This is a genomic window from Pseudomonas sp. (assembly GCF_030690725.1).
Lineage (GTDB): Bacteria > Pseudomonadota > Gammaproteobacteria > Pseudomonadales > Pseudomonadaceae > Aquipseudomonas.
Window position 1 is genome coordinate 116,895 of the sequence record NZ_JAUYGD010000089.1, and the last position, 26,661, is coordinate 143,555.

General features: G+C 59.5%; 25 protein-coding genes and 1 tRNA gene. 16 read left to right on the forward strand and 10 right to left on the reverse strand.

Translation table 11 applies throughout. From position 1 onward, the window contains the following. Positions 1-18 precede the first annotated feature (18 nt). Positions 19-330, reverse strand: a complete 312-nt coding sequence (yhbY, locus tag Q8O69_RS21290) for a ribosome assembly RNA-binding protein YhbY (RefSeq protein WP_305594371.1) — start codon at positions 328-330, stop codon at positions 19-21. Between the two features lie 102 nt (positions 331-432). On the opposite strand from yhbY, the gene rlmE reads away from it, so the two are divergent. From rlmE to Q8O69_RS21370, 16 genes are all read left to right on the forward strand, one after another. Beyond that, a complete protein-coding gene (rlmE, locus tag Q8O69_RS21295; RefSeq protein WP_275961691.1) occupies positions 433-1,056 on the forward strand; it encodes a 23S rRNA (uridine(2552)-2'-O)-methyltransferase RlmE in 624 nt (207 codons plus the stop codon). Positions 1,057-1,237: 181 nt separating this feature from the next. Then, entirely contained in the window at positions 1,238-3,154 is a 1,917-nt protein-coding gene (gene ftsH / locus Q8O69_RS21300) for an ATP-dependent zinc metalloprotease FtsH (protein WP_305594373.1), read from the forward strand. Positions 3,155-3,162: 8 nt separating this feature from the next. Next, complete coding sequence (folP, locus tag Q8O69_RS21305) at positions 3,163-4,014, forward strand: dihydropteroate synthase (protein ID WP_305594375.1); 852 nt, start codon at positions 3,163-3,165, stop codon at positions 4,012-4,014. An 18-nt stretch (positions 4,015-4,032) separates the two neighbouring features. Beyond that, positions 4,033-5,370, forward strand: a complete 1,338-nt coding sequence (glmM, locus tag Q8O69_RS21310; protein ID WP_305594377.1) for a phosphoglucosamine mutase — start codon at positions 4,033-4,035, stop codon at positions 5,368-5,370. A gap of 65 nt (positions 5,371-5,435) precedes the next feature. Next, positions 5,436-6,191: a triose-phosphate isomerase gene (gene tpiA, locus Q8O69_RS21315; protein WP_305594379.1), complete on the forward strand. Its 756-nt coding sequence runs from the start codon at positions 5,436-5,438 to the stop codon at positions 6,189-6,191. 4 nt (positions 6,192-6,195) lie between these two features. Continuing rightward, positions 6,196-6,579: a preprotein translocase subunit SecG gene (secG, locus tag Q8O69_RS21320; protein ID WP_275961686.1), complete on the forward strand. Its 384-nt coding sequence runs from the start codon at positions 6,196-6,198 to the stop codon at positions 6,577-6,579. 32 nt (positions 6,580-6,611) lie between these two features. Further along, positions 6,612-6,697: transfer RNA gene (locus Q8O69_RS21325), tRNA-Leu, on the forward strand. A 301-nt stretch (positions 6,698-6,998) separates the two neighbouring features. Further along, positions 6,999-7,460 (forward strand): ribosome maturation factor RimP, encoded by a 462-nt coding sequence (gene rimP, locus Q8O69_RS21330; RefSeq protein ID WP_305594381.1) that lies wholly within the window; start codon positions 6,999-7,001, stop codon positions 7,458-7,460. A 67-nt stretch (positions 7,461-7,527) separates the two neighbouring features. Further along, positions 7,528-9,009, forward strand: coding sequence for a transcription termination factor NusA (gene nusA, locus Q8O69_RS21335; RefSeq protein WP_305594383.1), 1,482 nt, complete (start codon positions 7,528-7,530; stop codon positions 9,007-9,009). Between the two features lie 27 nt (positions 9,010-9,036). Beyond that, entirely contained in the window at positions 9,037-11,526 is a 2,490-nt protein-coding gene (gene infB, locus Q8O69_RS21340; protein ID WP_305594385.1) for a translation initiation factor IF-2, read from the forward strand. A gap of 108 nt (positions 11,527-11,634) precedes the next feature. Next, a complete protein-coding gene (rbfA, locus tag Q8O69_RS21345) occupies positions 11,635-12,039 on the forward strand; it encodes a 30S ribosome-binding factor RbfA (RefSeq protein ID WP_305594387.1) in 405 nt (134 codons plus the stop codon). Between the two features lie 4 nt (positions 12,040-12,043). Further along, positions 12,044-12,961, forward strand: coding sequence for a tRNA pseudouridine(55) synthase TruB (gene truB / locus Q8O69_RS21350; RefSeq protein WP_275961682.1), 918 nt, complete (start codon positions 12,044-12,046; stop codon positions 12,959-12,961). A 151-nt stretch (positions 12,962-13,112) separates the two neighbouring features. Then, complete coding sequence (gene rpsO, locus Q8O69_RS21355; protein ID WP_275961681.1) at positions 13,113-13,382, forward strand: 30S ribosomal protein S15; 270 nt, start codon at positions 13,113-13,115, stop codon at positions 13,380-13,382. 212 nt (positions 13,383-13,594) lie between these two features. Next, positions 13,595-15,700, forward strand: coding sequence for a polyribonucleotide nucleotidyltransferase (gene pnp, locus Q8O69_RS21360; protein ID WP_305594389.1), 2,106 nt, complete (start codon positions 13,595-13,597; stop codon positions 15,698-15,700). A gap of 287 nt (positions 15,701-15,987) precedes the next feature. Next, positions 15,988-16,356 carry a BON domain-containing protein gene (locus Q8O69_RS21365; protein WP_304870946.1) on the forward strand — a complete coding sequence of 123 codons (369 nt, stop codon included), beginning with the start codon at positions 15,988-15,990 and terminating at the stop codon, positions 16,354-16,356. Positions 16,357-16,419: 63 nt separating this feature from the next. Then, complete coding sequence (locus tag Q8O69_RS21370; RefSeq protein ID WP_305594391.1) at positions 16,420-16,617, forward strand: CsbD family protein; 198 nt, start codon at positions 16,420-16,422, stop codon at positions 16,615-16,617. A gap of 64 nt (positions 16,618-16,681) precedes the next feature. Here the strand turns inward: Q8O69_RS21370 and Q8O69_RS21375 are convergent, their stop codons facing one another. The 9 genes from Q8O69_RS21375 to acs all read right to left on the reverse strand — a co-directional run bounded on the left by Q8O69_RS21375 (position 16,682) and on the right by acs (position 26,577). After that, positions 16,682-16,972, reverse strand: coding sequence for a DUF2845 domain-containing protein (locus tag Q8O69_RS21375; protein WP_170049074.1), 291 nt, complete (start codon positions 16,970-16,972; stop codon positions 16,682-16,684). A gap of 44 nt (positions 16,973-17,016) precedes the next feature. Next, positions 17,017-17,316, reverse strand: coding sequence for a DUF2845 domain-containing protein (locus tag Q8O69_RS21380; RefSeq protein WP_305594393.1), 300 nt, complete (start codon positions 17,314-17,316; stop codon positions 17,017-17,019). Positions 17,317-17,319: 3 nt separating this feature from the next. Then, positions 17,320-17,616, reverse strand: a complete 297-nt coding sequence (locus Q8O69_RS21385) for a DUF2845 domain-containing protein (protein WP_305594395.1) — start codon at positions 17,614-17,616, stop codon at positions 17,320-17,322. Positions 17,617-17,628: 12 nt separating this feature from the next. After that, positions 17,629-20,640: a DUF748 domain-containing protein gene (locus Q8O69_RS21390; protein WP_305594396.1), complete on the reverse strand. Its 3,012-nt coding sequence runs from the start codon at positions 20,638-20,640 to the stop codon at positions 17,629-17,631. A gap of 102 nt (positions 20,641-20,742) precedes the next feature. Next, on the reverse strand, positions 20,743-21,759 hold the full coding sequence (locus tag Q8O69_RS21395) for a class I SAM-dependent rRNA methyltransferase (protein WP_305594398.1): 1,017 nt from the start codon (positions 21,757-21,759) through the stop codon (positions 20,743-20,745). Between the two features lie 119 nt (positions 21,760-21,878). Further along, positions 21,879-22,253 (reverse strand): hypothetical protein, encoded by a 375-nt coding sequence (locus Q8O69_RS21400; RefSeq protein ID WP_305594400.1) that lies wholly within the window; start codon positions 22,251-22,253, stop codon positions 21,879-21,881. A 178-nt stretch (positions 22,254-22,431) separates the two neighbouring features. Continuing rightward, entirely contained in the window at positions 22,432-23,613 is a 1,182-nt protein-coding gene (locus tag Q8O69_RS21405; RefSeq protein ID WP_305594402.1) for an acetyl-CoA C-acetyltransferase, read from the reverse strand. Between the two features lie 95 nt (positions 23,614-23,708). Then, positions 23,709-24,587 (reverse strand): oxygenase MpaB family protein, encoded by an 879-nt coding sequence (locus Q8O69_RS21410; protein WP_305594404.1) that lies wholly within the window; start codon positions 24,585-24,587, stop codon positions 23,709-23,711. Between the two features lie 52 nt (positions 24,588-24,639). Further along, positions 24,640-26,577 (reverse strand): acetate--CoA ligase, encoded by a 1,938-nt coding sequence (acs, locus tag Q8O69_RS21415; RefSeq protein WP_305594406.1) that lies wholly within the window; start codon positions 26,575-26,577, stop codon positions 24,640-24,642. Positions 26,578-26,661 lie beyond the last annotated feature (84 nt).

The following is a 26,661-nucleotide window of genomic DNA, read 5'->3' on the forward strand; positions in this document are numbered from 1 at the left end:
CTTGCAACGGCTGATAGATCAGCCGTGATGACGGTGAACGTTGGACAGGTTCTTGTTCACTTTCGGGTTCTTGCGGTAGATCAGCGCCATTTTGCCAATCACCTGAACCAGGTCAGCTTTGCTGGCCTTGCACAGTTCGTTGATGGCCGTTAGGCGGTCTTCACGCTCGGTGATGCGTATTTGCACTTTAATCAGTTCATGATCGCCCAGTGCGCGTTCCAGTTCTGTCAGCACACCTTCGGTCAGACCGTTGTCAGCCACGATCAATACAGGCTTCAAATGGTGACCGATAGATTTGAATTGTTTCTTCTGCTCTTGAGTGAGCGGCATAATCTGATTCCTGCATTTAATCTGGTAAAAAACGGCGGTTAGTTTACCCGAGCGCCTTCGGGACCGCCCAGATATTCATGCGTTGCACATTCGAGGTATTGCGTGGCCCGTTCCAAGACCAGTCAAGGTTGGCTGAAAGAGCATTTCAACGACCCCTACGTCAAAATGGCGCAGAAGGATGGCTATCGTTCGCGCGCCAGCTACAAACTGCTGGAGATTCAGGAGAAGGATCGCATCCTCAGGCCTGGCATCACTGTAGTCGATCTGGGCGCAGCGCCGGGCGGTTGGTCGCAGGTCACCAGTCGGGTGATCGGTGACAAGGGGCGTTTGATCGCTTCAGATATTCTCGAGATGGACAGCATCCCTGATGTCACCTTTATCCAGGGCGACTTCACCGACGACGCGGTGTTCGCGCAGATTCTTGAGGCTATCGGCGAACACCCGGTAGACCTTGTGATTTCCGATATGGCCCCCAATATGAGTGGGGTAAGGGAGTCGGATCAGCCGCGTGCGATGTACCTGTGCGAGCTGGCGTTGGATTTGTCGACCCGAGTGTTGCGTCCGGGTGGGGATTTTCTGATCAAGATCTTCCAGGGCGAAGGTTTTGATCTGTACCACAAACAGGTGCGTCAGCTGTTCGACAAGGTGCAGATGCGCAAGCCGCTGTCCTCGCGTGACCGCTCCCGCGAGCAATATATGCTGGCGCGGGGCTTTCGCGGCCTCTGATGGCTGCAGGCTTTGCGGCGAATTGTGGTGGGGCTTTGCGGTCTCACAACAAATAAAGGGTTACAGACGGCGTCTGCCAGGGGTGGGCGTTGTGTAGTAAGTTAGATCGGTACATAACTGGTCGTCATGCGAAGCGCGCTTCGACACGGGGCCTGCTTCAGAGGGTAGCTAATTGAACGACATGGCAAAGAATCTGGTCCTGTGGCTGATCATCGCCGCCGTCTTGGTGACGGTGATGAACAATTTTTCCAGCCCCACTGAGTCGAACAAACTCAACTATTCGCAGTTTATCCAGCAGGTTCAGGATGGCGGCGTTAAACGGGTGACGGTGGATGGTTTCATCATCAGTGGTACCCGTACCGATGGTTCCTCGTTCGAGACCGTGCGTCCGGCGATTCAGGACAACGGCCTGATCAAGGATCTGATGGACAACAACGTCGAGATCGTCGGCAAGCAGCCTGAGCAGCAGAGCATCTGGACTCAGTTGCTGGTAGCCAGCTTCCCGATTCTGGTGATCATCGCCGTGTTCATGTTCTTTATGCGCCAGATGCAAGGTGGCGCGGGCGGCAAGGGCGGGCCGATGAGCTTCGGCAAGAGCAAGGCGCGCCTGCTCTCGGAAGATCAGGTCAAAACCACCTTCGCTGACGTCGCCGGTTGCGACGAGGCCAAGGAAGAAGTCAGCGAGCTGGTTGAGTTCCTGCGTGATCCGGGCAAATTCCAGCGTCTAGGCGGGCGTATCCCGCGCGGCGTGCTGATGGTGGGTTCGCCGGGTACCGGTAAAACCTTGCTGGCCAAGGCAGTTGCTGGCGAAGCCAAGGTGCCGTTCTTCACCATCTCCGGTTCGGACTTCGTCGAGATGTTCGTCGGTGTCGGTGCATCCCGCGTGCGTGACATGTTCGAACAGGCCAAAAAGCACGCGCCTTGCATCATCTTTATCGACGAGATCGACGCTGTGGGTCGCCATCGTGGCGCTGGTATGGGTGGTGGTCACGACGAGCGTGAGCAGACTCTCAACCAGTTGCTGGTAGAGATGGACGGCTTTGAAATGAATGACGGCATCATCGTCATTGCTGCCACCAACCGTCCTGACGTGCTCGACCCTGCTTTGCTGCGTCCGGGTCGTTTCGACCGTCAGGTCGTGGTGGGTCTGCCAGACATCCGTGGTCGCGAACAGATCCTCAAAGTGCATATGCGCAAAGTGCCAATGGGTGAAGACGTTGCACCAGCCGTAATCGCGCGTGGCACGCCGGGCTTCTCCGGTGCCGACCTGGCCAACCTGGTTAACGAGGCCTCGCTTTTCGCTGCTCGCGCCGGTAAGCGTGTGGTCGAGATGAAAGAGTTCGAGCTGGCCAAAGACAAGATCATGATGGGCGCCGAGCGCAAGACCATGGTCATGTCGGACAAGGAAAAGCTCAACACCGCATTCCACGAAGCCGGCCACGCGATTGTCGGGCGCCTGGTGCCTGAGCATGACCCGGTCTACAAGGTGTCGATCATTCCGCGCGGTCGTGCCCTGGGCGTGACCATGTTCCTCCCTGAGGAAGATCGTTACAGCCTGAGCAAGCGTGCGCTGACCAGCCAGATCTGCTCGTTGTTCGGCGGTCGTATCGCCGAAGAAATGACCCTGGGCTTCGACGGCGTCACCACCGGCGCGTCCAACGACATCATGCGTGCCACCCAGTTGGCTAAAAACATGGTCACCAAGTGGGGCTTGTCGGAGAAGCTTGGCCCGATGATGTATGCCGAAGAAGAGGGCGAAGTCTTCCTTGGGCGCAGCATGGGCAGCAATCAGAGCAATGTTTCTGCCGACACCGCCAAGGTGATCGATCAGGAAGTGCGCAGCATTATTGATGGCTGCTACAGCACGGCTCGTCGTCTGCTGGAAGAGAACCGCGACAAGCTGGACGCCATGGCGCAAGCGCTGATGAAGTACGAAACCATCGACGCTGAGCAGATCGAAGACATCATGAATGGCCTCGCGCCGCGTGAGCCGAAAGGCTGGCAGGGCGGTGACGACAGCAACGGTACGCCGACTGCGCCAGTTGAAGTCGCTGAGTCCACAGAAAAACCAATTGGTGGCCCAGCCGCCGAGCTTTAAGGTTTTCCATGTCTGTTACGCCAACCTTTGACCGGCTGCCCTGTGGCAGCCGGTTTCTTGATTTAAGCCGTCCGCAAGTGATGGGCATCCTCAACGTTACCCCCGACTCCTTCTCCGATGGTGGGCGCTATGGCCAGCGTGATGCGGCTTTGCGTCATGCCGAGGCGATGCTGCAGGCCGGGGCAACACTGATTGATGTTGGTGGTGAGTCGACGCGCCCTGGCGCTCGTGCGGTTTCTCCGGTTGAGGAACTGGAGCGGGTTGCGCCCATAGTCGAGGCCATTGCCGCCGAGTTGGATGTGATCATCTCGGTGGATACCTCAACGCCGGCGGTCATCCGCGAAACTGCGCGGCTGGGCGCTGGTTTGATCAATGACGTGCGTTCATTGCAGCGCGACGGCGCTGTGGACGCGGCAGCGGATAGCGGCCTGCCGGTGTGCTTGATGCATATGCGCGGTGAGCCAAGCACCATGCAACAGAGCCCTCAATACCCTGATGTCGTGGCGGAAGTGCGCGAGTTTCTGTTTGAGCGGCTGGCGGCCTGTGCGGCGGCAGGGATTGGCGCTGAGCGAGTCATTCTTGACCCAGGTTTCGGTTTTGCGAAAACCCTGGAGCACAATCTTTCGCTGTTCAAGCATTTACAGGCGCTGCATGCGTTGGGTCGGCCTTTACTGGTCGGGGTGTCGCGCAAGAGTATGATCGGCAAAGTGTTGGGGCATGAAGTGGGCGAGCGCCTGTATGGCAGCCTGGCCTTGGCCGCGTTGGCGCTGAGCAAAGGCGCACATATCCTGCGGGTCCACGATGTGGCGCAAACGGTTGATGTAGTACGGATGATCGCCGCGGTTGAAGCGGCCGAATAAGTTAGAAGGAATTGTGGGATGGGTAGAAAATATTTTGGTACTGACGGTATTCGTGGGCGTGTCGGTGACTTCCCTATTACCCCGGAATTCATGCTTAAGCTCGGCTGGGCGGCCGGGATGGCGTTTCGCAAGCAGGGCAAGTGCCGCATTCTGATCGGCAAGGACACGCGCATCTCCGGTTATATGTTCGAGTCTGCCCTGGAGGCTGGCCTGTCTGCGGCCGGGGCGGATGTGATGCTGCTCGGCCCGATGCCGACACCGGCCATCGCCTACCTGACCCGTACCTTTCATGCCGAGGCCGGGATCGTTATCAGTGCCTCGCACAATCCGCATCATGACAACGGCATCAAGTTCTTTTCCGGGCAGGGCACCAAGCTGCCGGACGAAATCGAGCTGATGATCGAAGAGTTGCTCGATCAGCCGATGACCGTGGTCGAGTCCGAGCAGTTGGGCAAAGTCTCGCGAATTAATGACGCTGCCGGGCGCTATATCGAATTCTGCAAGAGCAGTGTGCCGAGCAGCACCGACTTTGCCGGGCTGAAGATCGTCGTCGATTGCGCCCATGGCGCCGCGTACAAGGTTGCCCCTAGCGTATTCCGCGAGTTGGGTGCGCAGGTCACTGTGCTTTCAGCGCAGCCCAATGGGCTGAATATCAATGACAACTGCGGCTCGACCCACGTCGAAGCGCTGCAGGCTGAAGTGCTGGCGCAGCAGGCTGATCTGGGTATCGCCTTCGACGGTGATGCGGATCGGGTGTTGATGGTCGATCACTCCGGCGCCGTAGTGGATGGTGATGAGCTGCTGTTTATCATCGCCCGTGACCTGCTGGAGCGCGGCAAGCTGCAAGGTGGCGTCGTCGGTACGCTGATGAGCAACCTCGGGTTGGAGCTGGCTCTGGCTGATCTGGGCATTCCGTTTGTCCGCGCCAAGGTTGGCGACCGTTACGTGATTGCCGAGTTGCTGTCGCGCAACTGGCAGCTGGGCGGGGAGAACTCCGGCCATCTGGTGTGTTTCCAGCACACTACAACCGGTGATGCGATCATCGCTGCACTGCAGGTGCTGATGGCGCTCAAGCGTCGTGGGCAAACTCTGGGTGAGGCGCGGTTGGGTATGCAGAAGTGCCCACAAGTGCTGGTTAACGTACGCTTTGCCGGTGGTGTTGACCCGCTGGAGCATCCAGCTGTGCAGCAGGCTAGCGCGCGGGTAACTGAGCAAATGGCTGGGCGTGGGCGGGTGCTGCTGCGCAAATCCGGCACCGAGCCATTGGTGCGTGTGATGGTCGAGGGTGACGATGAAGGCCAGGTGCGCGGCTATGCCGATGAATTGGCTAAAGTTGTTGCGGATGTATGTGCTTGATTCGGCTTGCCAGTCGGGTAGCTGTTGGGTAACATCTGCGCCCTCTTTGACCGACGAGGTAAAGCATGCGTCGCCCAATGGTTGCTGGTAACTGGAAAATGCACGGTACCCGCGCCAGCGTCGCAGAGCTGATCAACGGTCTCAATCAGCAGGTGTTGCCTGCTGATGTGGATGTAGCGGTTTTCCCGTCTTGTTTGCATCTTGGTCAGGTGGTTGATGGTCTGGCAGGCAATGCTGTTGCGGTGGGTGCGCAAGATTGTGCGACCGAAGCGCAGCAAGGTGCTTTGAGTGGCGAAGTAGCTGCAAGTCAGTTGCATGACGCGAGCTGTTCATTGGTGCTGGTTGGTCACTCCGAGCGTAGATCGCTGCTGGGTGAAAGTGATGAGGTTGTGACGCGCAAATTTGCGGCGGCGCAGTCTTCAGGTTTGCTTCCAGTGCTGTGTGTCGGCGAAACCCTGGCTCAGCGTGAAGCGGGGCAAACGCTTGATGTGGTTGCTGCGCAGCTGTCTGCGGTAACCGATGCGTTGGGTGTTGAGGTGTTTGCGCGTGCAGTTATTGCCTATGAGCCAGTTTGGGCCATTGGCACTGGTCTGACAGCATCGCCTGCGCAGGCGCAGGAAGTGCATGCGGCAATTCGCGCACAGTTGGCGGTGAAAAGCCCTGAGTTGGCGGGCAAGGTAAGAATTCTTTATGGCGGCAGTGTCAAGGCCGCCAGTGCAGCCGAGTTGTTCGGTATGCCGGATATCGATGGGGGGCTTGTGGGTGGAGCCTCTCTGAATGCGGATGAGTTCGGTGCGATCTGTCGCGCCGCAGGAAGCTAAAGAAATGCTGGAAACAGTTATCGTTGTTCTTCATCTGCTGGGTGCTATCGGTGTTGTTGTGCTGGTTTTGCTGCAGCAGGGTAAAGGTGCGGACGCAGGTGCTTCTTTTGGTGCGGGTGCTTCTTCTACCGTATTCGGTAGTCAAGGAACCACTACCTTTTTGAGTCGCGTTACTGCTATACTCGCCACCGCTTTTTTCATGACTAGCTTGGGTTTAGCGTTCTTTGCTAAAGACAAAGCTGATGGTATGGCTCAGGTCGGTTTGCCTGATCCGGCAGTCCTGGAAGTACAACAGGCTAAGCCAGCTGTTGAAGATGTACCTGTTCTTGATGCAGCTAAGCCGGCTACCGAAGCGGCGGACGTACCTCAGGCTCCTGAGCAGCAGTAATACGCAGTAGGTTGTACGCAACAAACGATTTTGCCGAGGTGGTGGAATTGGTAGACACGCTACCTTGAGGTGGTAGTGGCCATAGGCTGTAGGGGTTCGAGTCCCCTCCTCGGTACCAATTTTCAGGAAGGCCCGCTCGATGCGGGCCTTTTTGTTGCTGGAGTGTCGATTGACCCTGCTTGGGGTTCAGTCGTATAATCCGGCCCCAGCTTTGATGTGGGATTGAGCAGCAAGGTCGCTCCTCGGGTGTTTAATCCGAAGCTGGCTGGGTAAAACCAGCCCCCGCATTGAGTTGCAGAGGAGCCCCTTTTAAGGGGCTTTTTGCTAGCTGGGCGACAGCTTTGCCGGCCTTTAGAGGGCGGTTTGATGATGGGCGATTCGCCCATTTTTTATTTTTACAGCATGCGCGAGGGGTTCAGGTGTCGAGCAAGCTAGAACAGTTGCAGGCCTTGGTGGCCCCGGTAGTCGAGGCTCTTGGCTACCAATGTTGGGGTGTCGAGTTCCTGTCACAAGGGCGGCATTCTCTGCTGCGAATTTATATTGATAAACAGCCTGACGGCGTACTGATCGAAGACTGTGAAATTGTCAGTCGGCAGATCAGTGGTGTGCTCGATGTCGAGGACCCGATCAGCGCCGAGTACACCCTTGAGGTGTCCTCGCCAGGTATGGATCGGCCGCTGTTCACCATTGAACAGTTCGCCAGCCATGCCGGTGAGCAAGTGAAGATCAAGCTGCGCTCGCCTTTTGAAGGTCGACGCAACTTCCAGGGCCTTCTGCGCGGTGTGGAAGAGCAGGACGTGGTAGTGCAGGTGGATGACCATGAATTCCTGTTGCCGATCGACATGATCGACAAGGCCAACATTATCCCCAGGTTTGATTGAGACGCGGATCCCCCGCAAGTGGCGCGGATAGCGCGGATCCAATGGATTGCGAAAGGCGAGGCGTACGATGAGCAAAGAAGTACTGCTGGTTGTTGAGTCGGTATCCAACGAAAAGGGCGTACCGGCGAGCGTAATTTTTGAGGCGCTGGAGCTGGCTTTGGCCACGGCTACCAAGAAGCGTTTTGAAGATGAAGTCGAGTTGCGTGTGGCGATCAATCGTCAGACCGGCAACTACGAAACATTCCGCTGCTGGACAGTGGTTGAAGAAGCTGACTTTGATGATCCTGCGCACCAGGTCACCACTGACATGCCGCGCGCAGTTGAAGCCAATGCAAAAGTTGGTGAAGTGCTGGAAGAGAAGATCGACTCCATCGAGTTCGGTCGTATTGCCGCGCAAACTGCCAAGCAAGTGATTGTGCAGAAAGTCCGCGAAGCTGAGCGTGCTCAGGTGGTCGAGGCTTATCGCGAGCGTCTGGGTGAAATCATCTCCGGCACCGTGAAGAAAGTTACCCGTGACAGCGTGATCGTTGATCTGGGTAACAACGCAGAAGCCATGCTGGCTCGCGAAGACATCATCTCCCGCGAAACTTTCCGTGTCGGTGTGCGCCTGCGCGCCCTGCTCAAGGAAATTCGCACCGAGAACCGCGGCCCGCAGCTGATCCTCTCGCGCACCGCACCGGAAATGCTTATCGAGCTGTTCCGCATCGAAGTGCCAGAGATCGCCGAAGAGCTGATCGAAGTCATGGGCGCGTCCCGTGATCCTGGTTCGCGCGCCAAGCTGGCCGTGCGTTCCAAAGACAAACGCATCGACCCGCAGGGTGCCTGTATCGGCATGCGCGGTTCGCGCGTGCAAGCAGTTTCCGGCGAGTTGGCGGGCGAGCGTGTGGATATCGTGCTGTGGGATGACAATCCCGCGCAGTTCGTAATCAACGCCATGTCGCCGGCCGAAGTTGCAGCCATCATCGTTGACGAAGATGCCCATGCCATGGACATCGCCGTTGGCGCAGACAACCTTGCTCAGGCCATTGGTCGTGGCGGTCAGAACGTGCGTTTGGCCAGTCAGTTGACTGGCTGGACCTTGAACGTGATGACCGAAGCGGACATCCAGGCCAAGCAGCAAGCTGAAACAGGCGACATCCTGCAGCGCTTTATCGACGAGCTGGAAGTCGACGAAGAACTGGCCCAGGTGTTGGTCGAAGAGGGCTTCACCAGCCTTGAAGAAATTGCCTACGTACCGATGGAAGAAATGCTCAGCATTGATGGCTTTGACGAGGATATCGTCAACGAGCTCCGCGCCCGTGCCAAAGATCGCTTGCTGACTAAAGCCATCGCCAACGAGGAAAAGCTGGCAGATGCCCACCCAGCCGAAGACTTGCTCTCGCTTGAGGGGATGGATAAGGCGCTTGCGCATGAACTGGCAGTGCGCGGCGTTGTTAACCGCGAAGACCTGGCCGAGCAGTCGATTGATGACCTGCTCGACATCGACGGTATCGACGCTGAGCGAGCCGGCAAGTTGATCATGGCCGCCCGAGCCCATTGGTTCGAGTAAGCAGTTGCGGCCTGAGGAGAGAAATGCATGACGCAAGTCACGGTTAAAGAACTGGCCCAAGTGGTCAATACGCCGGTTGAACGCCTGCTGCAGCAAATGAGTGAGGCAGGTTTGCCGCACAAAAGTGCTGAGCAAGCGGTGACCGACAGTGAGAAGCAGGCCCTGTTGGCCCATCTCAAGAGCAGTCACGGCGATAGCAAGACAGAAGAACCGCGCAAGATTACCTTGCAGCGCAAAACTACCAGCACCCTGCGGGTTGCCGGCAGCAAGACCATCAGCGTCGAAGTGCGCAAGAAGAAAACCTTCGTCAAGCGCAGCGCTGAAGAAATCGAAGCTGAAAAGCAGCGTGAGCTGGCTGAGCAGCGCGCTGTAGCTGAAGCGGCCAAGGCGAAAGCTGACGAAGAAGCCAAGCGTCGCGCCGCAGAAGAAGCGCAGCGCCCTGCACCTGCTGCTGGCGAAGCGGTAGTTGAAGCGGCTCCGGTTGTTGCGGTTGAGCTGCCAGTAATGGCGGCTCCTGCGGCCGACGAGCGCAAGAAAGATGAACCGCGCCGTCCAGACAAAGCGCGCAATGATGATGCCGACCGTCGTGGTGGTGAGCGCAAGACCACCCAACATCGTCCGACCGTCAAGGAAAAGGCTCCGGCACCACGTGTTGCGCCGCGTTCCATCGACGAGGAAAGCGACAGCTTCCGTCGTGGTGGTCGTGGCAAGGCCAAGCTGAAGAAGCGTAATGCTCACGGCTTCCAGAGCCCGACCGGTCCGATCGTGCGTGAAGTGAAGATTGGCGAGACCATCACTGTGGGCGATCTGGCTCAGCAGATGTCGGTCAAAGCCGCTGAAATCATCAAGTTCATGTTCAAGCTGGGTACCCCGGCGACCATCAACCAGGTGCTGGATCAGGAAACTGCCCAGCTGGTTGCTGAGGAGCTGGGCCACAAGGTCATCCTGGTCAGCGACACGGCTCTGGAAGACTCCCTGGCTGAATCGCTGAAGTTTGAAGGTGAGACCTTTGCTCGTGCGCCGGTTGTTACCGTTATGGGTCACGTTGACCACGGTAAGACCTCGCTGCTCGACTACATCCGTCGCGCCAAGGTTGCTGCTGGCGAAGCCGGTGGTATCACCCAGCACATCGGTGCCTACCACGTAGAAACCGAACGCGGCATGGTTACCTTCCTCGACACCCCAGGCCACGCTGCGTTTACCGCGATGCGTGCTCGTGGTGCCAAGGCGACCGATATCGTGATCCTGGTGGTTGCCGCGGACGACGGCGTGATGCCGCAGACCATTGAAGCCGTTCAGCATGCTCAGGCTGCTGGCGTGCCGCTGGTGGTTGCGGTGAACAAGATCGACAAGCCGGGCGCTGACCTTGATCGCATTCGTAGCGAACTGTCGGTACACGGCGTGACCTCTGAAGAGTGGGGCGGTGATACGCCATTCGTCTCGGTGTCGGCGAAAGTCGGTACTGGTGTCGACGAACTGCTCGAAGCTGTGCTGCTGCAGGCCGAGATCCTCGAACTGAAAGCTACTCCATCGGCCCCGGGCCGTGGTGTGGTGGTTGAATCGCGTCTTGATAAAGGCCGCGGTCCGGTTGCGACCGTGCTGGTTCAGGACGGTACTCTGCGTCAAGGCGACATGGTGCTGATCGGTTCCAACTACGGTCGTATCCGCGCCATGCTCGATGAGAACGGCAAGCCGATTAAAGAAGCAGGCCCGTCGATTCCGGTCGAGATTCTCGGCCTGGACGGCACCCCGGATGCTGGCGACGACATGAGCGTGCTGGCTGACGAGAAGAAAGCCCGCGAAGTGGCCCTGTTCCGCCAAGGCAAGTTCCGCGAAGTGAAACTGGCCCGTGCTCACGCCGGCAAGCTGGAAAATATCTTCGAGAACATGGGCCAGGAAGAGAAGAAGACGCTCAACATCGTCCTCAAATCCGACGTCCGTGGTTCGCTGGAAGCGCTGCAAGGCTCGCTTAGCGGCCTGGGTAACGATGAAGTGCAAGTGCGTGTGGTCGGTGGCGGCGTCGGTGGTATCACCGAATCCGATGCCAACCTGGCGCTGGCCTCCAACGCTGTACTGTTCGGCTTCAACGTGCGTGCCGATGCCGGCGCGCGCAAGATCGTCGAGCAGGAAGGTCTGGATATGCGTTACTACAACGTGATCTACGACATTATCGAAGACGTCAAGAAAGCCCTGACCGGCATGCTCGGCAGCGATGTTCGCGAGAACATCCTGGGTATCGCCGAAGTGCGTGACGTATTCCGTTCGCCTAAGTTCGGTGCGATTGCCGGTTGTATGGTGGTCGAGGGTACGGTCTTCCGTAACCGTCCGATCCGCGTACTGCGCGACGACGTAGTGATCTTCGAAGGCGAGCTGGAATCCCTGCGTCGCTTCAAAGACGATGCCTCCGAAGTGCGTAACGGCATGGAGTGCGGTATCGGCGTGAAGAGCTACAACGACGTCAAGGTCGGCGACAAGATCGAAGTGTTCGAGAAAGTCCAAGTGGCTCGTAGCCTGTAAGCACGAGTCGCAACACGCAGCGCCCGGCCCCGCTTTTGCGCGGCCGGGCGTTTGCCGCTTTTAGGTCCGCTGCTTTTTCGAGCAGCGTGACGAGTGAAGGTAGTAGAAATGGCCAAAGAATTTAGCCGGGCCCAGCGCATCGGCGACCAGATACAGCGCGAACTGGCGCAGTTGATCCGCTTGGAAATCAAGGACCCGCGTCTTGGCGGCCTGGTGACCATCACCGCGGTGGAAGTCAGCCGTGACTCCAGTCATGCCAAGGTGTTCGTCACCATCATGGGTGGGGAGCCTGAAGAGGGTGTCGATCCCGTCGTGCAGAGCATCAAGGTGCTCAACGATGCCAGCGGCTTCCTGCGTATGCAGCTGGGCAAGGCAATGAAGCTGCGCAGCGTGCCGAACCTGCGTTTCCACTATGACGAAAGCGTGATTCGCGGTGCGCAGCTGTCGGCACTGATCGAGCGTGCAGTCAGCGAAGACCGTCAGCACGGTGATGAACACGAGGCCAAGGAGTAAGCACGTGGCCCAGGTCAAACGTATTCGTCGTGCCGTCGATGGCATCATCTTGCTGGATAAGCCCAAGGGCTTTAGCTCCAACGCCGCCTTGCAGAAGGTGCGTTGGTTGCTGAATGCCGAGAAGGCCGGGCACACCGGTAGCCTCGACCCTCTGGCCACTGGCGTACTGCCGCTGTGCTTCGGTGAGGCGACCAAGTTCTCCCAGTACCTGCTGGATGCTGACAAAGGCTACGAAACCCTGATGCAGCTGGGTGTCACCACTACCACCGCCGATGCTGAAGGTGAAGTGCTGGAGCGTCGCCCGGTGACCGTTGGTCGCGCCGATATCGAAGCGGTTCTGCCGGGTTTTCGTGGTGAAATCAGCCAGATACCGCCGATGTACTCGGCGCTCAAGCGCGATGGTCAGCCACTTTACAAGCTGGCTCGTGCCGGTGAAGTAGTGGAGCGCGAGCCGCGTTCTGTTACTATTGCGCGCCTGGAATTGCTGGGCTGCGAGGCGGAGCAAGCGCGCCTGGCGGTCGATTGCAGCAAAGGCACCTATATCCGTACCCTGGTCGAAGACATCGGCCACCTGCTGGGTTGCGGTGCACACGTTGCAGAGCTGCGCAGAACCAAAGCCGGTCCCTTCGATTTGAGCCGCACCGTAACGCTCGAAGAGCTGGAGCGGGTACATGGCGAAGGTGGCAACGAGGCCGTTGACCAGTTCTTGCAACCGGTCGATAGCGGTCTGCAACACTGGCCGCTGCTGCAGTTCTCTGAGCACAGTTCGTTTTACTGGCTGCAAGGGCAGCCGGTACGCGCCCCGGAAGCGCCGAAGTTCGGCATGGTTCGGGTGCAAGATCACAACGGTCGCTTTATCGGTATCGGTGAAGTGAGCGAAGACGGGCGCATAGCGCCGCGTCGTTTGATTCGGTCAGCATGACCGTAGCGCAGGCAGGGGGTTTCGGCTCTGGTCTGCGTGTATCGAGGGTGGCTGTTAATAGGCGCGGTCATACCTCACTTAAAAACACGGGAAGCGATTCCCGGCCTATTGCGACTGTTTCGGCAGTTGCCTAACTGAGAGGATTGCCCACATGGCACTCAGCGTTGAAGAAAAAGCCCAGATCGTAACTGACTACCAGCAAGCTGCTGGCGACACCGGTAGCCCGGAAGTGCAAGTTGCACTGCTGTCCGCCAACATCAACAAGCTGCAAGGCCACTTCAAGGCCAACGGTAAAGACCACCACTCGCGTCGTGGCCTGATCCGTATGGTTAACCAGCGTCGTAAGCTGCTGGATTACCTGAAGGGCAAGGATGTTAGTCGTTACAGCGCCCTGATCGGTCGCCTGGGTCTGCGTCGCTAAGCAATGCTTACGCGTAGCTGACTGCCGAAGCTGGAAGTGGGGTTCGCCCCTGCTTCCAGCTTTTGCTTTTCTGCTTTAGCTGTTTTGGACGATAGCGGGTCCGATTCCCGTAACCGCCCACACATTCTGCAAGACCCGTTTGTTCACGTTGACGTGATAGAACGGTTGCAAGAAACGCTTTCCCCAAGGGCAACAAAGAGAAGGAAAACACCGTGAACCCGGTAATCAAGAAGTTCCAGTTCGGTCAATCGACCGTTACCCTCGAGACAGGCCGTATCGCCCGTCAAGCCTCCGGCGCAGTGCTGGTCACCGTTGACGACGACGTCGCTGTACTGGTTGCCGTAACCGGCGCCAAGACTGCCGACCCAAGCAAAGGCTTTTTCCCGCTGTCCGTGCACTACCAGGAAAAAACCTACGCAGCCGGCAAGATCCCAGGCGGTTTCTTCAAGCGTGAAGCCCGTCCTTCCGAGAAAGAAACCCTGACCTCGCGTCTGATCGACCGCCCGATCCGTCCGCTGTTCCCTGAAGGTTTCCAGAACGAAGTGCAGGTCATCTGCACCGTGATCTCCACCAGCAAGAAGACCGATCCGGACATCGCTGCGATGATCGGTACCTCGGCTGCTCTGGCCATCTCCGGCATTCCGTTCAACGGCCCTATCGGTGCCGCGCGCGTAGCTTTCCACCCGGAAACCGGCTACCTGCTGAACCCGACTTACGAGCAGCTCAAGGCTTCCAGCCTGGACATGGTCGTAGCCGGTACCAAAGACGCCGTGCTGATGGTTGAATCGGAAGCCAAAGAGCTGACCGAAGACCAGATGCTGGGCGCCGTACTGTTCGCCCACGACGAATTCCAGGTTGTGATCAACGCGGTTGCCGAGCTGGCCGCCGAAGCCGCCAAGCCGACCTGGGACTGGCAGCCAAAAGCTGAGAACACTGCACTGCTGAGCGCTATCCGTAGCGAATTCGGCGAGGCGATCTCCCAGGCTTACACCATCACCGTCAAGCACGAGCGCTATGCCCGTCTGGGCGAACTGCGCAATGAAATCGTTGCCAAGTTCTCCGGTGAAGAAGGCCAGCCGTCTGCCGGTGAAGTCAAAGACGCCTTTGGCGAAATCGAATACCGCACCGTGCGCGAGAACATCGTTAACGGCAAGCCGCGTATCGATGGCCGTGACACCCGTACCGTACGTGGCTTGAACATCGAAGTCGGTGTACTGGCCAAGACCCACGGTTCGGCGTTGTTCACCCGTGGCGAAACCCAGGCGCTGGTAGTTGCCACCCTCGGTACCGCGCGTGACGCTCAGCTGCTCGACACCCTCGAAGGCGAGCGCAAAGACCCCTTCATGCTGCACTACAACTTCCCGCCGTACTCGGTGGGCGAGTGTGGTCGTATGGGCGCTACTGGCCGCCGCGAAATCGGTCACGGCCGCCTGGCCCGTCGTTCGGTTCAGGCCATGCTGCCAGCTGCCGACGTGTTCCCGTACACCATCCGCGTGGTTTCGGAAATCACCGAGTCCAACGGTTCCAGCTCCATGGCTTCGGTTTGCGGTGCATCCCTGGCCCTGATGGACGCCGGTGTACCGATGAAGGCACCGGTTGCCGGTATCGCCATGGGTCTGGTTAAGGAAGGCGAGAAGTTCGCCGTTCTGACCGACATCCTCGGCGACGAAGACCACCTGGGCGACATGGACTTCAAAGTAGCCGGTACCGCCAATGGCGTCACTGCGCTGCAGATGGACATCAAGATCCAGGGCATCACCGAAGAAATCATGGAAATCGCCCTGAATCAGGCACTGGAAGCACGCCTGAACATTCTCGGTCAGATGAACCAGGTGATCGCGCAATCGCGTACCGAGCTGTCGGCCAACGCACCGACCATGATCGCGATGAAGATCGACCAGGACAAGATTCGCGACGTGATCGGCAAAGGTGGTGCAACCATCCGCGCGATCTGCGAAGAAACCAAGGCGTCGATCGATATCGAAGACGACGGTTCGATCAAGATCTTCGGCGAAACCAAGGAAGCGGCCGAGGCTGCGCGTCAGCGCGTTCTGGGTATTACCGCTGAAGCTGAAATCGGCAAGATCTACGTCGGCAAGGTTGAGCGCATCGTCGACTTCGGCGCCTTCGTCAACATCCTGCCGGGCAAAGACGGCCTGGTGCACATCTCCATGCTGAGCGATGCTCGCGTTGAGAAGGTGACTGACATTCTCAAAGAAGGTCAGGAAGTTGAAGTACTGGTACTGGACGTAGACAACCGCGGCCGTATCAAGCTGTCGATCAAGGATGTAGCTGCTGCCAAGGCGTCGGGCGTTTAATCGCCGGATTGCTTAAGCGCAGAACAGAGGGCCCTTCGGGGCCCTCTTTTTTTGCCTGCGAAAAGCCGAGCCGTCAGTGGGGCAACAGCTGTCGTGCAATATGCCTTGTGCAGATAGTCCCAACATGCAGATTGCACGACTCAGGCTGTTTTTGTATTTATCTAAGTTATTGATATTTAGATATAAAATTACTTTTAATGGGTTGGCACAGCACTTGCGATAGTACTGGGGAGACTGCAGCTCGTACTGGCTTGCAGATTGTTCAGTACACGCAGGAGGCATTATTTATGAAAAAGCCAATCAAGCATTTCGCCGTAACCGCCATGACCGCTACCGCCCTGAGTGTGCTGCTCGCCGGGCCGGTTCTGGCTGCTGGCACTCCGACCGTGCAACCGGTCATGCTGGCTGCCAGTGAAACCATGGATAAGGCAGAAGATGCGGTAACCGATACCTGGATTACCAGCAAAGTGAAGTCGACCTTTCTGGCTGACAGCAACCTGAGCGGCATCGATATCAAGGTCGAAACCAACCAGGGTGTGGTGGCACTGTCCGGGGTTGTGGCCAGCTCGGTCGAGCGTGACTTGGCGATTGCCAAGGCCGGCGAGATCAAAGGTGTGAAAGCAGTAGCCGCTGAAGCGCTGAAAACCGCTCAGTAATCCATGGCTGCGTGCCAGGCGCTTTCATGGGCCTGGCCGCCACTCAACGACGAGGACAAACAGATGAATGCTGACGTAATCAAAGGCAAGTGGAAGCAAATCAATGGCCGCATCAAGGAGCGTTGGGGCAACCTGACCGACGATGACCTGGACGTCGCTGAAGGCCATAGCGAGTACTTGGCCGGCAAGCTGCAAGAGCGCTACGGCTGGACCAAGGAAAAGGCTCAGGACGAGCTGCGTGATTTCAGCAGCAAGCTGTAATCAGGCGTAAAAAAGCCCCGCAGGCATAACCTGCGGGGCTTTTTTATGGCTCTTCTGGAAGGGCTTAGCTGCCGCGTTTACTTTCCACGCTCTTCAGGCGGCCGCCTTCGAATCGCAGGTAGTAGTTCATGCCGTTGCGCGGTCCATAGACCCACTCCTCGACGAGGAATTCGTTATTGCCGTGGGCATCCAGGGTGTAGCCCAGCATGTCGCGGGCAATTGGTTCGCCACATTTGCTGGCGACCTCTGTGGTGCGGTCGCCGGTGCTGGCGATGCCTTTCTCGCAGCGCAGGGTGCTGGCCTGGGCGCTGGTTGCCAGAAGCAGCAGGGAGAGGCTGAGTGCTATCCGTTGCATGGTGCAATGTCCTTATCGTTGGTTTGGATGAGTGCTGGGTGTTGCTAATTACGGCGTTTGCTGTCGATCTTGATTAGTCGGTTGCCTTGGAAACGCAGAAATTGGTACATGCCGTTGCGCGGTCCGTATGACCATTCTTCGACCGCGACTTCATTGTAGAAACCGTATTCATCCAGCACTTCGCGATAACCGAGAAAGTCACGGCTGAGTGGTTCGCCGCATTTGCTGCTGACTTCGCTGGTGGTGTCATCAAGGCTGACCAGCCCGCTGTCGCAGCGCAGGGTCGAAGAGGCCTGTACGCAGAAGGGCGCAAACACCAGCAGAGCGGTAATCAGGCGTTTCATGGGTTAGCGACTACGACGTCGTTCGATGGCACGCAGGCGCGTGCCTTCGAAGGTGAGGATGCTCAGCATGCCGTTATCCGGGCCGTAGACCCATTCCTCGATCTGGTATTCGCGGCGCTCGTTTGGGCCGAGGGAGTAGCCGACCAAATCACGGAAGGCTGGTTCGCCGCATTTCTGCAGCACCTCGAAGCGCCGGTCATCCAGGCTTATCAATTGGCTGCCGCAGCGCAAGGTCTCAGCCTGAGCCAGAGACGATGCGCCCGTCAGGGCAAGGAGCAGCGTTGTAGCCAATGCACGCATATTACGAAGACCTTACTCGCTGCCGAGATGCAGGGTGGTGGCGACGCGGCCATCGGCGTCAGCCTGTGCAATATTGACATCCAGCAGGTAGATGCGTTCGTCGGCTAGGCCGCCGCGCTCGACCAGATAACTCTTTATTTCTGCCGCCCGCGCCTGGGCCAGCTGCCGCTGCAGCAGTTCGCTCTGCGCCCAGAACTGCAGCACGCCTTCACGCATTTTCGCACTGCGCTCTTCGTCTTCAAGTTCGGCCCATTCGGCCGGTGGTTGCTGCTTGAGGCGGGTGCGGTAGATGCCTTCGAGCAGCACCGCCTTATCGTCCTCATCCACCACCAGCTCACTGGCTTCGGCGGGCACATCATCGCCGCGGCGTTGCAGCATCTTGTACCAGGTGTTCTGGTATTCGCGCTCCAGGCGCGCGGCGGCTAGCGGCGGGCCGTCGCTGCTCTGCGCGCTCATGCCTTCGACTTCTAGGCGCAGGGTTGGACGCTCCTTCAAGGCGCTGGCCAGGGTGTCCAGGGCCTTCTGTGCATCGCCGTCGAGTTCGCTGTCGCCGGCATTGAAGCGCACGGTGCTGAGGTCAACGTCACTGCCACCGCTGACCAGGCCGCCGATAAATTTGAACGGTGCCTGCGCGGCGCGTAGTACCAGGTTGCGCAGGGTCTGCCAGACGATGGGCATAACGCTGAACTGCGGGCTGTTGAGGTCGCCCTGCACGGGCAGCTGGATGCTGATATTGCCGTCGGTGTCTTTGAGCAGGGCAATGGCCAGGCGAATTGGCAAGTCCATGGCGTCTTTGCTGTCGACTTTTTCGCCCAGCTGCAGGTCTTCCAGTAGCAGTTTGTTCTCGGCGTTGAGCTGGCCTTTCTCGATCTGGTAATGCAGGTCGAGGTTGAGGCGGCCCTTGCGGATGCGGAAGCCGGCGAACTTGCCGGAATAAGGCGTGAGGGTGGTCAGCTCGACATTCTTGAAGCTGGTGGCGATATCCAGGCTGTTCATCGGGTCGAACGGCGTCAGCTTGCCCTTGATGCTGACGGGCGCGTACTTGTCGACCTTGCCCTGAATATCGACGCTGGCGGTTTTCGGACTCTGGTTGTCGAGTGTGCCGATCTGGCCGTTGAGTTGCTGGATGGCCGTGGCGAAGTTGGGCGTCAGGCTGAAGTCGGCAAAGTTCGCCGAGCCATCCTTGATGCTGATACCGCCGATGCGCATCGGTAACGGTTTACTCGCCGCTGCGGGCTTGGCGTTGGCCTCTTCCGGCTGTGGAATCATCAGGTCGTTGATATTGGTGGTGAGGTCTTCGTTGATGATAAAGCGCACATAGGGCTGCTGCAGTTTGACCTGGCCAATCACCAGGCCCTTGCCGTGTTGATAGTCGATCCCTTCCACCAGCACTTGCTGCCACTTGAGGAAGTCGCGGTCCTTGAGTGTGTCGAGAGTATGCAGCTGGTTGATCTCGGCTTGCCCGCCAATGCTGAAGGCCAGTGGTTCGACGCTCTGCAGGTCAACCGCAAGGTCGCTGCCGAGTTTGCCGCTGCGCAGTTCCAGACGCACGAAGGGGCTCAGGTAAGTCTGCGCCAGGCGCAGGTCGATATCGCGGGTGGCCACCTGCAGCTTGGCCGTAGTTGGGGTCAGTTGTACCTGGCCATCGGCTTTGATCTGCCCAGTCTTGTTCACTCCCGTGTCGAGCTTGAGGCCGAAGGGCGACGTGCCCAGGCTGTCGAAGTCGTTCAGATCGAGGTTGAGTGGCGCCAGGTCGATTTTGACTTCCGCACCACCGGCGCGGTCGGCCAGATGCACCTGATAGTCGCGCAATTGCACATCACGCAGGACCACCTGCCAAGGTTTGCTGGGCTCTTCCGGCTGGCCTGCAGTTGCGGTTTCCAGGTCGGCGGATTGCTCTGCGGTGGTCGGTTCGCTTGGCTCTTTTACCGGTTCGGCTTCTGTTGCCGCAGAGCCTGCGCCACCCTCATTTGGAGCTGGAGCTGGAGCTGGAGCTGGAGCTGGAGCCGGTTTGGCGGGTTGGCTGGCCAGCAATTTCTGCCAGTCGAGCTGGCCATCGGCCTCGCGTGCGGCCCAGGTTTCCAGCTTCTGGCTCCGAATCTTGCCGACTATGACCTGTTGCTTGGCCAGGTCCACGCTGGTTTCGCTGATATCCAGGCTTTCCAGGCGCAGCAGCGGTTTGTCCTCCGGGCTCTTGATGGCAAAGCTGCTGACGCTGAGCTGGGTGTTGCTCAGTAGCAGTTCGGTGCCTTTGGCGAGGTTCAGGCTGTAGTCGCTGTTGAGGTTAACGATGCCGTCTTCCAGAACCAGCGGCACAGCATCGCGCACATAAGGCCAGACGCCTTTCAGCTTGCCGTCAGTGAGTTTCAGATTGCCGCTGGAGCTGATCGGCACCAGGCTGATGCGCCCGGTCCAGTCAAGGCGTCCGCCATTGGGGCCGGTGGCGACCAGGCTCATGTCGGCATTGTCGTCGGGCAGGGTGCTGAGGTTGTGCAGTTCGAAGCTGAGGTCGTCGTAGACAAACTCGATCGGCTCGCTGGGGCGCAGATCCTGGAAGTGCACGTTACCGCCGCTCAGTTTGATCCGCGCTATACGCAGCGGGAACGGCTCGCCGGCCGGTTCTTCGACGGCGGGCTGCGGGCTGGCCGGCACTTTGAACAGTTGGGTCAGGTTAAGCCGACCGTCCTTGCCGAACAGCACTTCGCTGTGCGGCTTGTCCAGCTCGATATCAGCCAGATGCAATACGCCGCTCCACAGGCTGTCGAGTTGCAGATTGGCATACAGGCGTTCGAAGGCGATCTGCTGCTGGTCGGCTTCGCCAATCTGCAGGCCCCAGAGGCTGAGCTCCAGGCTAAACGGGTTGAGTTGCAAGCGTTGCAGCGTGGCGGGTACTTCGGCGTATTGCGCCAGCTGCTGGTTGGCGATGCGCAAACCGATACCGGGCAGAATCAGAAAGCCCAGCAGGCTGTAGAGGGCAACAGCGATAACAATGGCGCTGGCAGCGCGCTTTATTCCTTTAAGCATAAAAACGTCATCTATCCCGACGAGAAGTGCCTTGGAGTATGGCACGCGTGTGCAGTTCCGCAGAGGCTCTGCGCGGGGATTTTCTGCGAACTTGCGCGTGGATCAGAACTGCAGGATCAGGGTTTTCAGCGGTGGCTGGCCATCCTGTGAGGGGAAGTCCGCAGCCGGCGGCAGCACCTGCCAATCACGTACCGGGCGGCCAAGCTTTTCCGCGCAGCGCAGCACTTGTTCGCGCCAGTCGGCCATGGCGACTTTTGCCAGGTTGTTGCAGCAGATCAGCACGCCATCATCGGCGGTGGCGAGAATTGCGGGTTTGAGTAGGCTCTGGTAATCGCGCAGCAGATCGACGGTGCCGAAAGCGCTCTTGGCCCAGGCCGGCGGGTCGAGCAGCACCAGGTCGAACTGACGTTGCTCAAGGCGCGGATAGTGCGGCAGTTTCTGCCCGCGCCGCGCATTGATCGGCAGGCCGGCCAGTTGGCGAATCGCCGGGAAGTAATCCGATTGCACAAACTGCATGGGCAGAAGCTGCGGATTGAGCTGGCCATTCTCGCGACCGACCGCCAGGTTGCCCTCGGCAAAGTCCAGGTTGAGCACTTCGCTGGCCCCACCTGCAGCCGCGCTCAAGCCGACGCCACAGGTGTAGGCGAATAGGTTGAGCACTGACTTGCCGGCACTGTGCGCTTTGACCCAGCAGCGGGCGTTACGCAGGTCGAGAAACAGCAGCGGATCTTGCCCTGCATGGCGACCGCGCACGCGGTAATTGAGGCCCCATTCATGACCGATCAGGTCTTCTAGGGCGGCCGACTCGGCTTGGTAGACCGCGTCAGTGCGGTCGATCCGCGAGTTGCCCTCGGAGCGGTCGTTGTAGACCAGTAGCAGTTGCGTCCCAAGGCTGGTCTGGCACTGCTCGGCCAGTTGCAGCAGTTCGTCACGACTCAGGCTCTGGTGGAAACTCTGTACCAGCAATTGCGGGCCGTAACGATCGATGGTCAGGCCGCCGGCACCTTCCTGGCTGCCATGAAACAGGCGATAACAGTCGGTGCCTTGCTGATGTAGCTCGGCCAGCAGGTCTTGACGGTTATGCAGTGCGGCGCGCAGCGCCTGATCGAGAGAGGGCATGCGCGGCGACTCGAAAAAGGAGGGCGCGCAGTTTATCAAGATTCACCTGCCGGGACGCAGGCTCGGCAAAAACAGCAAGGGCACCCTAAGGTGCCCTTTAATTTGCGAGTGTTATTCGATCAGACGATGCGGTTACCGCCAGTGCGGTCAGCGCCATCAGCAGCGATGCGGTTAACGCCAGTGCGGTCTGCACCATCAGCAGCGATGCGGTTGCGGCCAGTACGGTCAGCGCCGTCAGCAGCTACGCGGTTACCACCAGTACGATCAGCACCATCTTCGGCGATACGGTTAGCGCCAGTGCGGTCAGCGCCGTCAGCAGCTACGCGGTTGCCGCCAGTGCGATCTGCACCATCTTCGGCGATGCGGTTGATGCTGGTACGGTCAAAACCATCAGCGGCGATACGGTTGCTCAGGGTGCGTTCTGCGCCGTCTGCGGCGAAAACGTTGCTGGTCAGGCTGGCGGCAAGCAGGGAAGCGATCAGGTACTTGTTCATCTGGGTGTCCTCGGAAGAGTGGGGTAAGTGGCTACGGGGCTAATGTTGCGCCGCAGCCCGACTCTTGAGAAACGCAGGCGGTCAATAGCAATCATCATTGCTGTCGATGGTAAATAAAAAAGCCGGTCCCTTGATTGATGGGAGCCGGCTTTTTTGTCGCTATAGCTGAGCGGTGTTATCAGGCCCGTTCGATCGCCAGTGCTACGCCCTGACCGCCGCCGATACACAGGGTGGCGAGGCCTTTCTTGGCGTCGCGCTTGATCATCTCGTGCAGCAGTGTCACCAGCACGCGGCAGCCGGAGCCGCCAATGGGGTGGCCGAGGGCGATGGCGCCGCCGTTGACGTTGACTTTACTCGCGTCCCAATTCAGCTCTTTGCCGACTGCCAAGGCTTGTGCGGCGAAGGCTTCGTTGGCTTCGATCAGGTCCAGGTCAGCCAGGTTCCAGCCGGCCTTGGCCAGGCAACGCTGGGTGGCGCTGACCGGGCCTATGCCCATGATCGCCGGGTCTACGCCGGCGTTGGCGTAGCTGGCGATCTTCGCCAGTACCGGCAGGCCGAGTGCCTGGGCTTTGGCGGCGCTCATCAGCAGCACGGCGGAAGCGCCGTCGTTGAGGCTGGAGGCGTTGCCGGCGGTGACGCTGCCGTCCTTCTTGAACGCCGGCTTAAGTTTGCCTAACGATTCGGCGGTGGTCCCGGCGCGCGGCTGCTCATCGGTAGCGAAGGCAACCGGGTCGCCTTTGCGCTGCGGAATCATGATCGGGGTGATTTCATCGACAAAGCGGCCGGCCTCGATAGCAGCGACGGCTTTCTGCTGCGAGGCGGCGGCGAAGGCGTCCTGGGCTTCGCGGCTGATGCCGTACTTGTCGACCAGATTCTCGGCGGTGATGCCCATGTGGTAGTCGTTAAAGGCATCCCACAGGCCGTCGGTGATCATGCTGTCGATCAGTTTGGCATGACCCATGCGCAGGCCGGTGCGCGCACCAGGCATGACGTAGGGGGCCAGGCTCATGTTTTCCATACCGCCGGCGATGATCACCTCGGCATCGCCGCAGCGGATCGCCTGGGCACCGAGGTGCAGGGCTTTCAGGCCCGAGCCGCAGACCTTGTTCAGGGTCAGCGCTGGCACGGCGTGCGGCAGGCCGGCGAGAATTGCCGCCTGACGCGCCGGGTTCTGCCCACTGCCGGCGGTCAGCACCTGGCCAAGGATCACTTCGTCGACCTGCGCGCCGTCCAGGCCGGTTTGTTCCAGCAGGCGGCGGATTACCGCAGCACCCAGTTCCGGTGCCGGGATATTCGCCAGCGCACCCTGAAAGCTGCCGATGGCGGTGCGGGTGGCGGCAACGATGACGACGTCTTGCATAACGCGATCCTCACAAGTGACAGGCGCGGCGGGCCGCGAAAGGTCGCTATGGTGGCACAGCGGCTTTGTTTACGGCCAGCGTGCGAACCGACCGGTCAGCCGCGCGATGGCAACTGCAAACGTTTGCGCGCGCGGTGGATGGCGCCGCCGCGTACCGCCCAGCGCAGCACCGGGGCCAGGCTGTGCACGCCGACGTGGATTACCCGGCTGCGTGCCGGGCTGATCTGCTGGCCGAGCATCTCTTGTGCCCAATCCGGCAGCAGGTCGATACCGGCCTGCATCAACAGCTTGGCCGCCGGGGCGGCGAGGGCGCTCGGGGCTGGTGCGTTGAGCAGGATGCGCAGAATCTCCAGCGAGCGTTCATCACAGAGCAGTTCAGGGCGCACAGCCGTCAGGTAGGCGGCGACTTCTGCGCGCGAACGCGGCACTTGGGTGGCGCCCAGGCGTTCGGCGATCAGCGCGATTTCCGCGTAATAGCGGTCCTGATCGGCTTCGCTCAGCTGCGGGTTGCGGTAACGCAGGTGGGCCTGGAGAAAGCTGTTCACCTCAGCCACATGCACCCAGGTCAGCAGCGCTGGATCACTGGCGGCATAGGCGCGGCCATCCGGGGCGGTGCCGCTGACCTTGAGGTGAATGGTTTTGACCTTGTCGATTAGCCAGTCGGCATCGGCGCGTGAGCCATAGGTGGTGCCGGAAATAAACTGCCCGGTGCGGCGCAGGCGGCCGAGCAGGTCATCACGGAAATTCGAGTGGTCCCACACGCCGGCCAATGCCAGTGGGTGCAGGGCTTGCAGGAGCAGGGCACTGATGCCGCCGATCAGCATACTGGTGAAGTCGCCATGCACCTGCCAGCTCACCGAGTCCGGGCCGAATAGGCCGGGGTCGCCCTTGGGGTTTTCGAAGTCGATCTGGCCGAGGGCGATACCGCTCAGGCTAAGGACTTGGCTTTCGATACGGCGGCGAAGAAATTCCATAGCGGCTCTGCAGGACGGCCATGTTGTGTGCATGGCCGCCCTACCTCTGGGTTCAGCGGTTCAGGCGTTGCTCGATCAGCCCGTCAACCACCGTGGGGTCAGCCAGGGTCGAGGTGTCGCCCATGTTTTCCAGCTCGTTGCAGGCGATCTTGCGCAGGATGCGCCGCATGATCTTGCCCGAACGGGTTTTCGGTAGGCCGGGTGCCCACTGGATCAGCTCGGGTTTGGCGAAGCTGCCGATTTCCTTGCCGACCAGGGCCAGCAGTTCCTTCTTCAATGCGTCGTTGAGCTCCACGCCGTTCATCGGCGTAACGAAGGCGTAGATGCCCTGGCCCTTGATGTCATGCGGGTAGCCGACCACCGCGGCTTCGGCGACGGCATCATGCAGCACCAGGGCGCTTTCCACCTCGGCGGTGCCGATGCGGTGGCCGGAGACGTTGATCACGTCGTCCACGCGCCCGGTGATCCAGTAGTAACCGTCCTCGTCGCGGCGCGCGCCGTCACCGCTGAAGTAGTAACCGGGGTAAGGCTTGAGGTAGGTGTCGATCATCCGCTGATGGTCACCGTAGACACTGCGAATCTGGCTTGGCCAGCTGTCCTTGATTGCCAGTACGCCGCTGCCTGCGCCATCAATCTCTTTGCCCTGTTCATCCAATAGCACCGGCTGTACGCCGAAGAACGGCCGGGTCGCCGAGCCAGGTTTGAGGTCGGTGGCGCCGGGCAGTGGGGTGATCAGGATGGCACCGGTTTCGGTCTGCCACCAGGTGTCGACGATGGGGCAGCGGCGTTCGCCGACCACGTTGTAATACCACTCCCAGGCTTCCGGATTGATCGGCTCGCCGACGCTGCCGAGCAGGCGCAGACTGGTGCGTTCGGTGCATTCGACCGGGCCGCTGCCTTCACGCATCAGCGCGCGCAGAGCGGTGGGCGCGGTGTAGAAGATGTTCACCTGATGTTTGTCGATCACCTGCCAGAAGCGCGAGGCGGTGGGGTAATTGGGTACGCCTTCGAAGATCAGGCTGGTGGCGCCGTTGGCCAGCGGGCCGTAGACGATGTAGCTGTGCCCGGTGACCCAGCCGACGTCGGCGGTGCACCAGTAAATATCGCCTTCGTGGTAGTCGAACACGTACTTGTGGGTCATGGCCGCCATCAGCAAGTAGCCGCCGGTGCTGTGCAGCACGCCCTTGGGTTTGCCTGTGCTGCCCGAGGTGTAGAGGATAAACAGCGGGTCTTCGGCGTCCATCGGCTCCGGCGGGCAATCGCCGTCGGCGTCGCGCAGGGCCTGGTGGTACCAGATATCGCGGCCATCGACCCAATCGATCTCGCCCTGGGTGCGCTCAACCACCACCACCGTGCTGACTGCCGGGCAGCTTTGCAGGGCTTTGTCGACATTGGCCTTGAGCGCCACGTACTTGCCACCGCGCACACCTTCATCGGCAGTAATCACAGTGTGGCAGTCGGAGTCCAGGATGCGGTCACGCAAGGCATCTGGGGAGAAGCCGCCGAACACCACCGAATGCACCGCGCCGATACGCGTGCAGGCGAGCATGGCGTAGGTGGCCTCGGGGATCATCGGCATATAGATGCACACCCGGTCGCCCTTTTTCACCCCACGGCTTTTCAGCACGTTGGCCAGGCGGCTGACGTTGTGGTGCAACTTGTTGTAGGTGATATGGGCGGATTCGCTGGGGTTGTCGCCTTCCCAGATCAGCGCGATCTGTTCGCCGCGCTTTTCCAGGTGGCGGTCGATGCAGTTGTAGCTGACGTTCAGTTGCCCGCCCTTGAACCAGGAGCCCGAACCGCTGAGCAGGTCGCCTTGCTGCACGCTGGTCCAGGGTTTGCTCCAGTCAAGGAAGGCCTTGGCCTGCTCGGCCCAAAAGGTTTCCGGCTGCTCAATCGACTGTTGGTACAGGCGCAGGTAGTCGTCGTTGTTCAGGTGGGCGCGTTGGCGCACGGCGTCGGGCACGGGATGGCGGGTAATTTCGAACATGGCGGGTCCTTGTTGTTGTGTTCCGCAATGCCCGTAAGGGTGCACCCAAGCGGGTGCTTGGTTCAAGTGCTGGCCTTGTGCTCA

Excerpts from the sequence above, each read along its gene's own strand:
- yhbY (WP_305594371.1), bottom strand. The coding sequence starts at position 330 with ATGCCGCTCACTCAAGAGCAGAAGAAACAATTCAAATCTATCGGTCAC.
- ftsH (WP_305594373.1), top strand. The coding sequence starts at position 1,238 with ATGGCAAAGAATCTGGTCCTGTGGCTGATCATCGCCGCCGTCTTGGTG.
- folP (WP_305594375.1), top strand. The coding sequence starts at position 3,163 with ATGTCTGTTACGCCAACCTTTGACCGGCTGCCCTGTGGCAGCCGGTTT.
- glmM (WP_305594377.1), top strand. The coding sequence starts at position 4,033 with ATGGGTAGAAAATATTTTGGTACTGACGGTATTCGTGGGCGTGTCGGT.
- tpiA (WP_305594379.1), top strand. The coding sequence starts at position 5,436 with ATGCGTCGCCCAATGGTTGCTGGTAACTGGAAAATGCACGGTACCCGC.
- secG (WP_275961686.1), top strand. The coding sequence starts at position 6,196 with ATGCTGGAAACAGTTATCGTTGTTCTTCATCTGCTGGGTGCTATCGGT.
- nusA (WP_305594383.1), top strand. The coding sequence starts at position 7,528 with ATGAGCAAAGAAGTACTGCTGGTTGTTGAGTCGGTATCCAACGAAAAG.
- infB (WP_305594385.1), top strand. The coding sequence starts at position 9,037 with ATGACGCAAGTCACGGTTAAAGAACTGGCCCAAGTGGTCAATACGCCG.
- rbfA (WP_305594387.1), top strand. The coding sequence starts at position 11,635 with ATGGCCAAAGAATTTAGCCGGGCCCAGCGCATCGGCGACCAGATACAG.
- rpsO (WP_275961681.1), top strand. The coding sequence starts at position 13,113 with ATGGCACTCAGCGTTGAAGAAAAAGCCCAGATCGTAACTGACTACCAG.
- Q8O69_RS21365 (WP_304870946.1), top strand. The coding sequence starts at position 15,988 with ATGAAAAAGCCAATCAAGCATTTCGCCGTAACCGCCATGACCGCTACC.
- Q8O69_RS21370 (WP_305594391.1), top strand. The coding sequence starts at position 16,420 with ATGAATGCTGACGTAATCAAAGGCAAGTGGAAGCAAATCAATGGCCGC.
- Q8O69_RS21375 (WP_170049074.1), bottom strand. The coding sequence starts at position 16,972 with ATGCAACGGATAGCACTCAGCCTCTCCCTGCTGCTTCTGGCAACCAGC.
- Q8O69_RS21380 (WP_305594393.1), bottom strand. The coding sequence starts at position 17,316 with ATGAAACGCCTGATTACCGCTCTGCTGGTGTTTGCGCCCTTCTGCGTA.
- Q8O69_RS21385 (WP_305594395.1), bottom strand. The coding sequence starts at position 17,616 with ATGCGTGCATTGGCTACAACGCTGCTCCTTGCCCTGACGGGCGCATCG.
- Q8O69_RS21390 (WP_305594396.1), bottom strand. The coding sequence starts at position 20,640 with ATGCTTAAAGGAATAAAGCGCGCTGCCAGCGCCATTGTTATCGCTGTT.
- Q8O69_RS21395 (WP_305594398.1), bottom strand. The coding sequence starts at position 21,759 with ATGCCCTCTCTCGATCAGGCGCTGCGCGCCGCACTGCATAACCGTCAA.
- Q8O69_RS21400 (WP_305594400.1), bottom strand. The coding sequence starts at position 22,253 with ATGAACAAGTACCTGATCGCTTCCCTGCTTGCCGCCAGCCTGACCAGC.
- Q8O69_RS21405 (WP_305594402.1), bottom strand. The coding sequence starts at position 23,613 with ATGCAAGACGTCGTCATCGTTGCCGCCACCCGCACCGCCATCGGCAGC.
- Q8O69_RS21410 (WP_305594404.1), bottom strand. The coding sequence starts at position 24,587 with ATGGAATTTCTTCGCCGCCGTATCGAAAGCCAAGTCCTTAGCCTGAGC.
- acs (WP_305594406.1), bottom strand. The coding sequence starts at position 26,577 with ATGTTCGAAATTACCCGCCATCCCGTGCCCGACGCCGTGCGCCAACGC.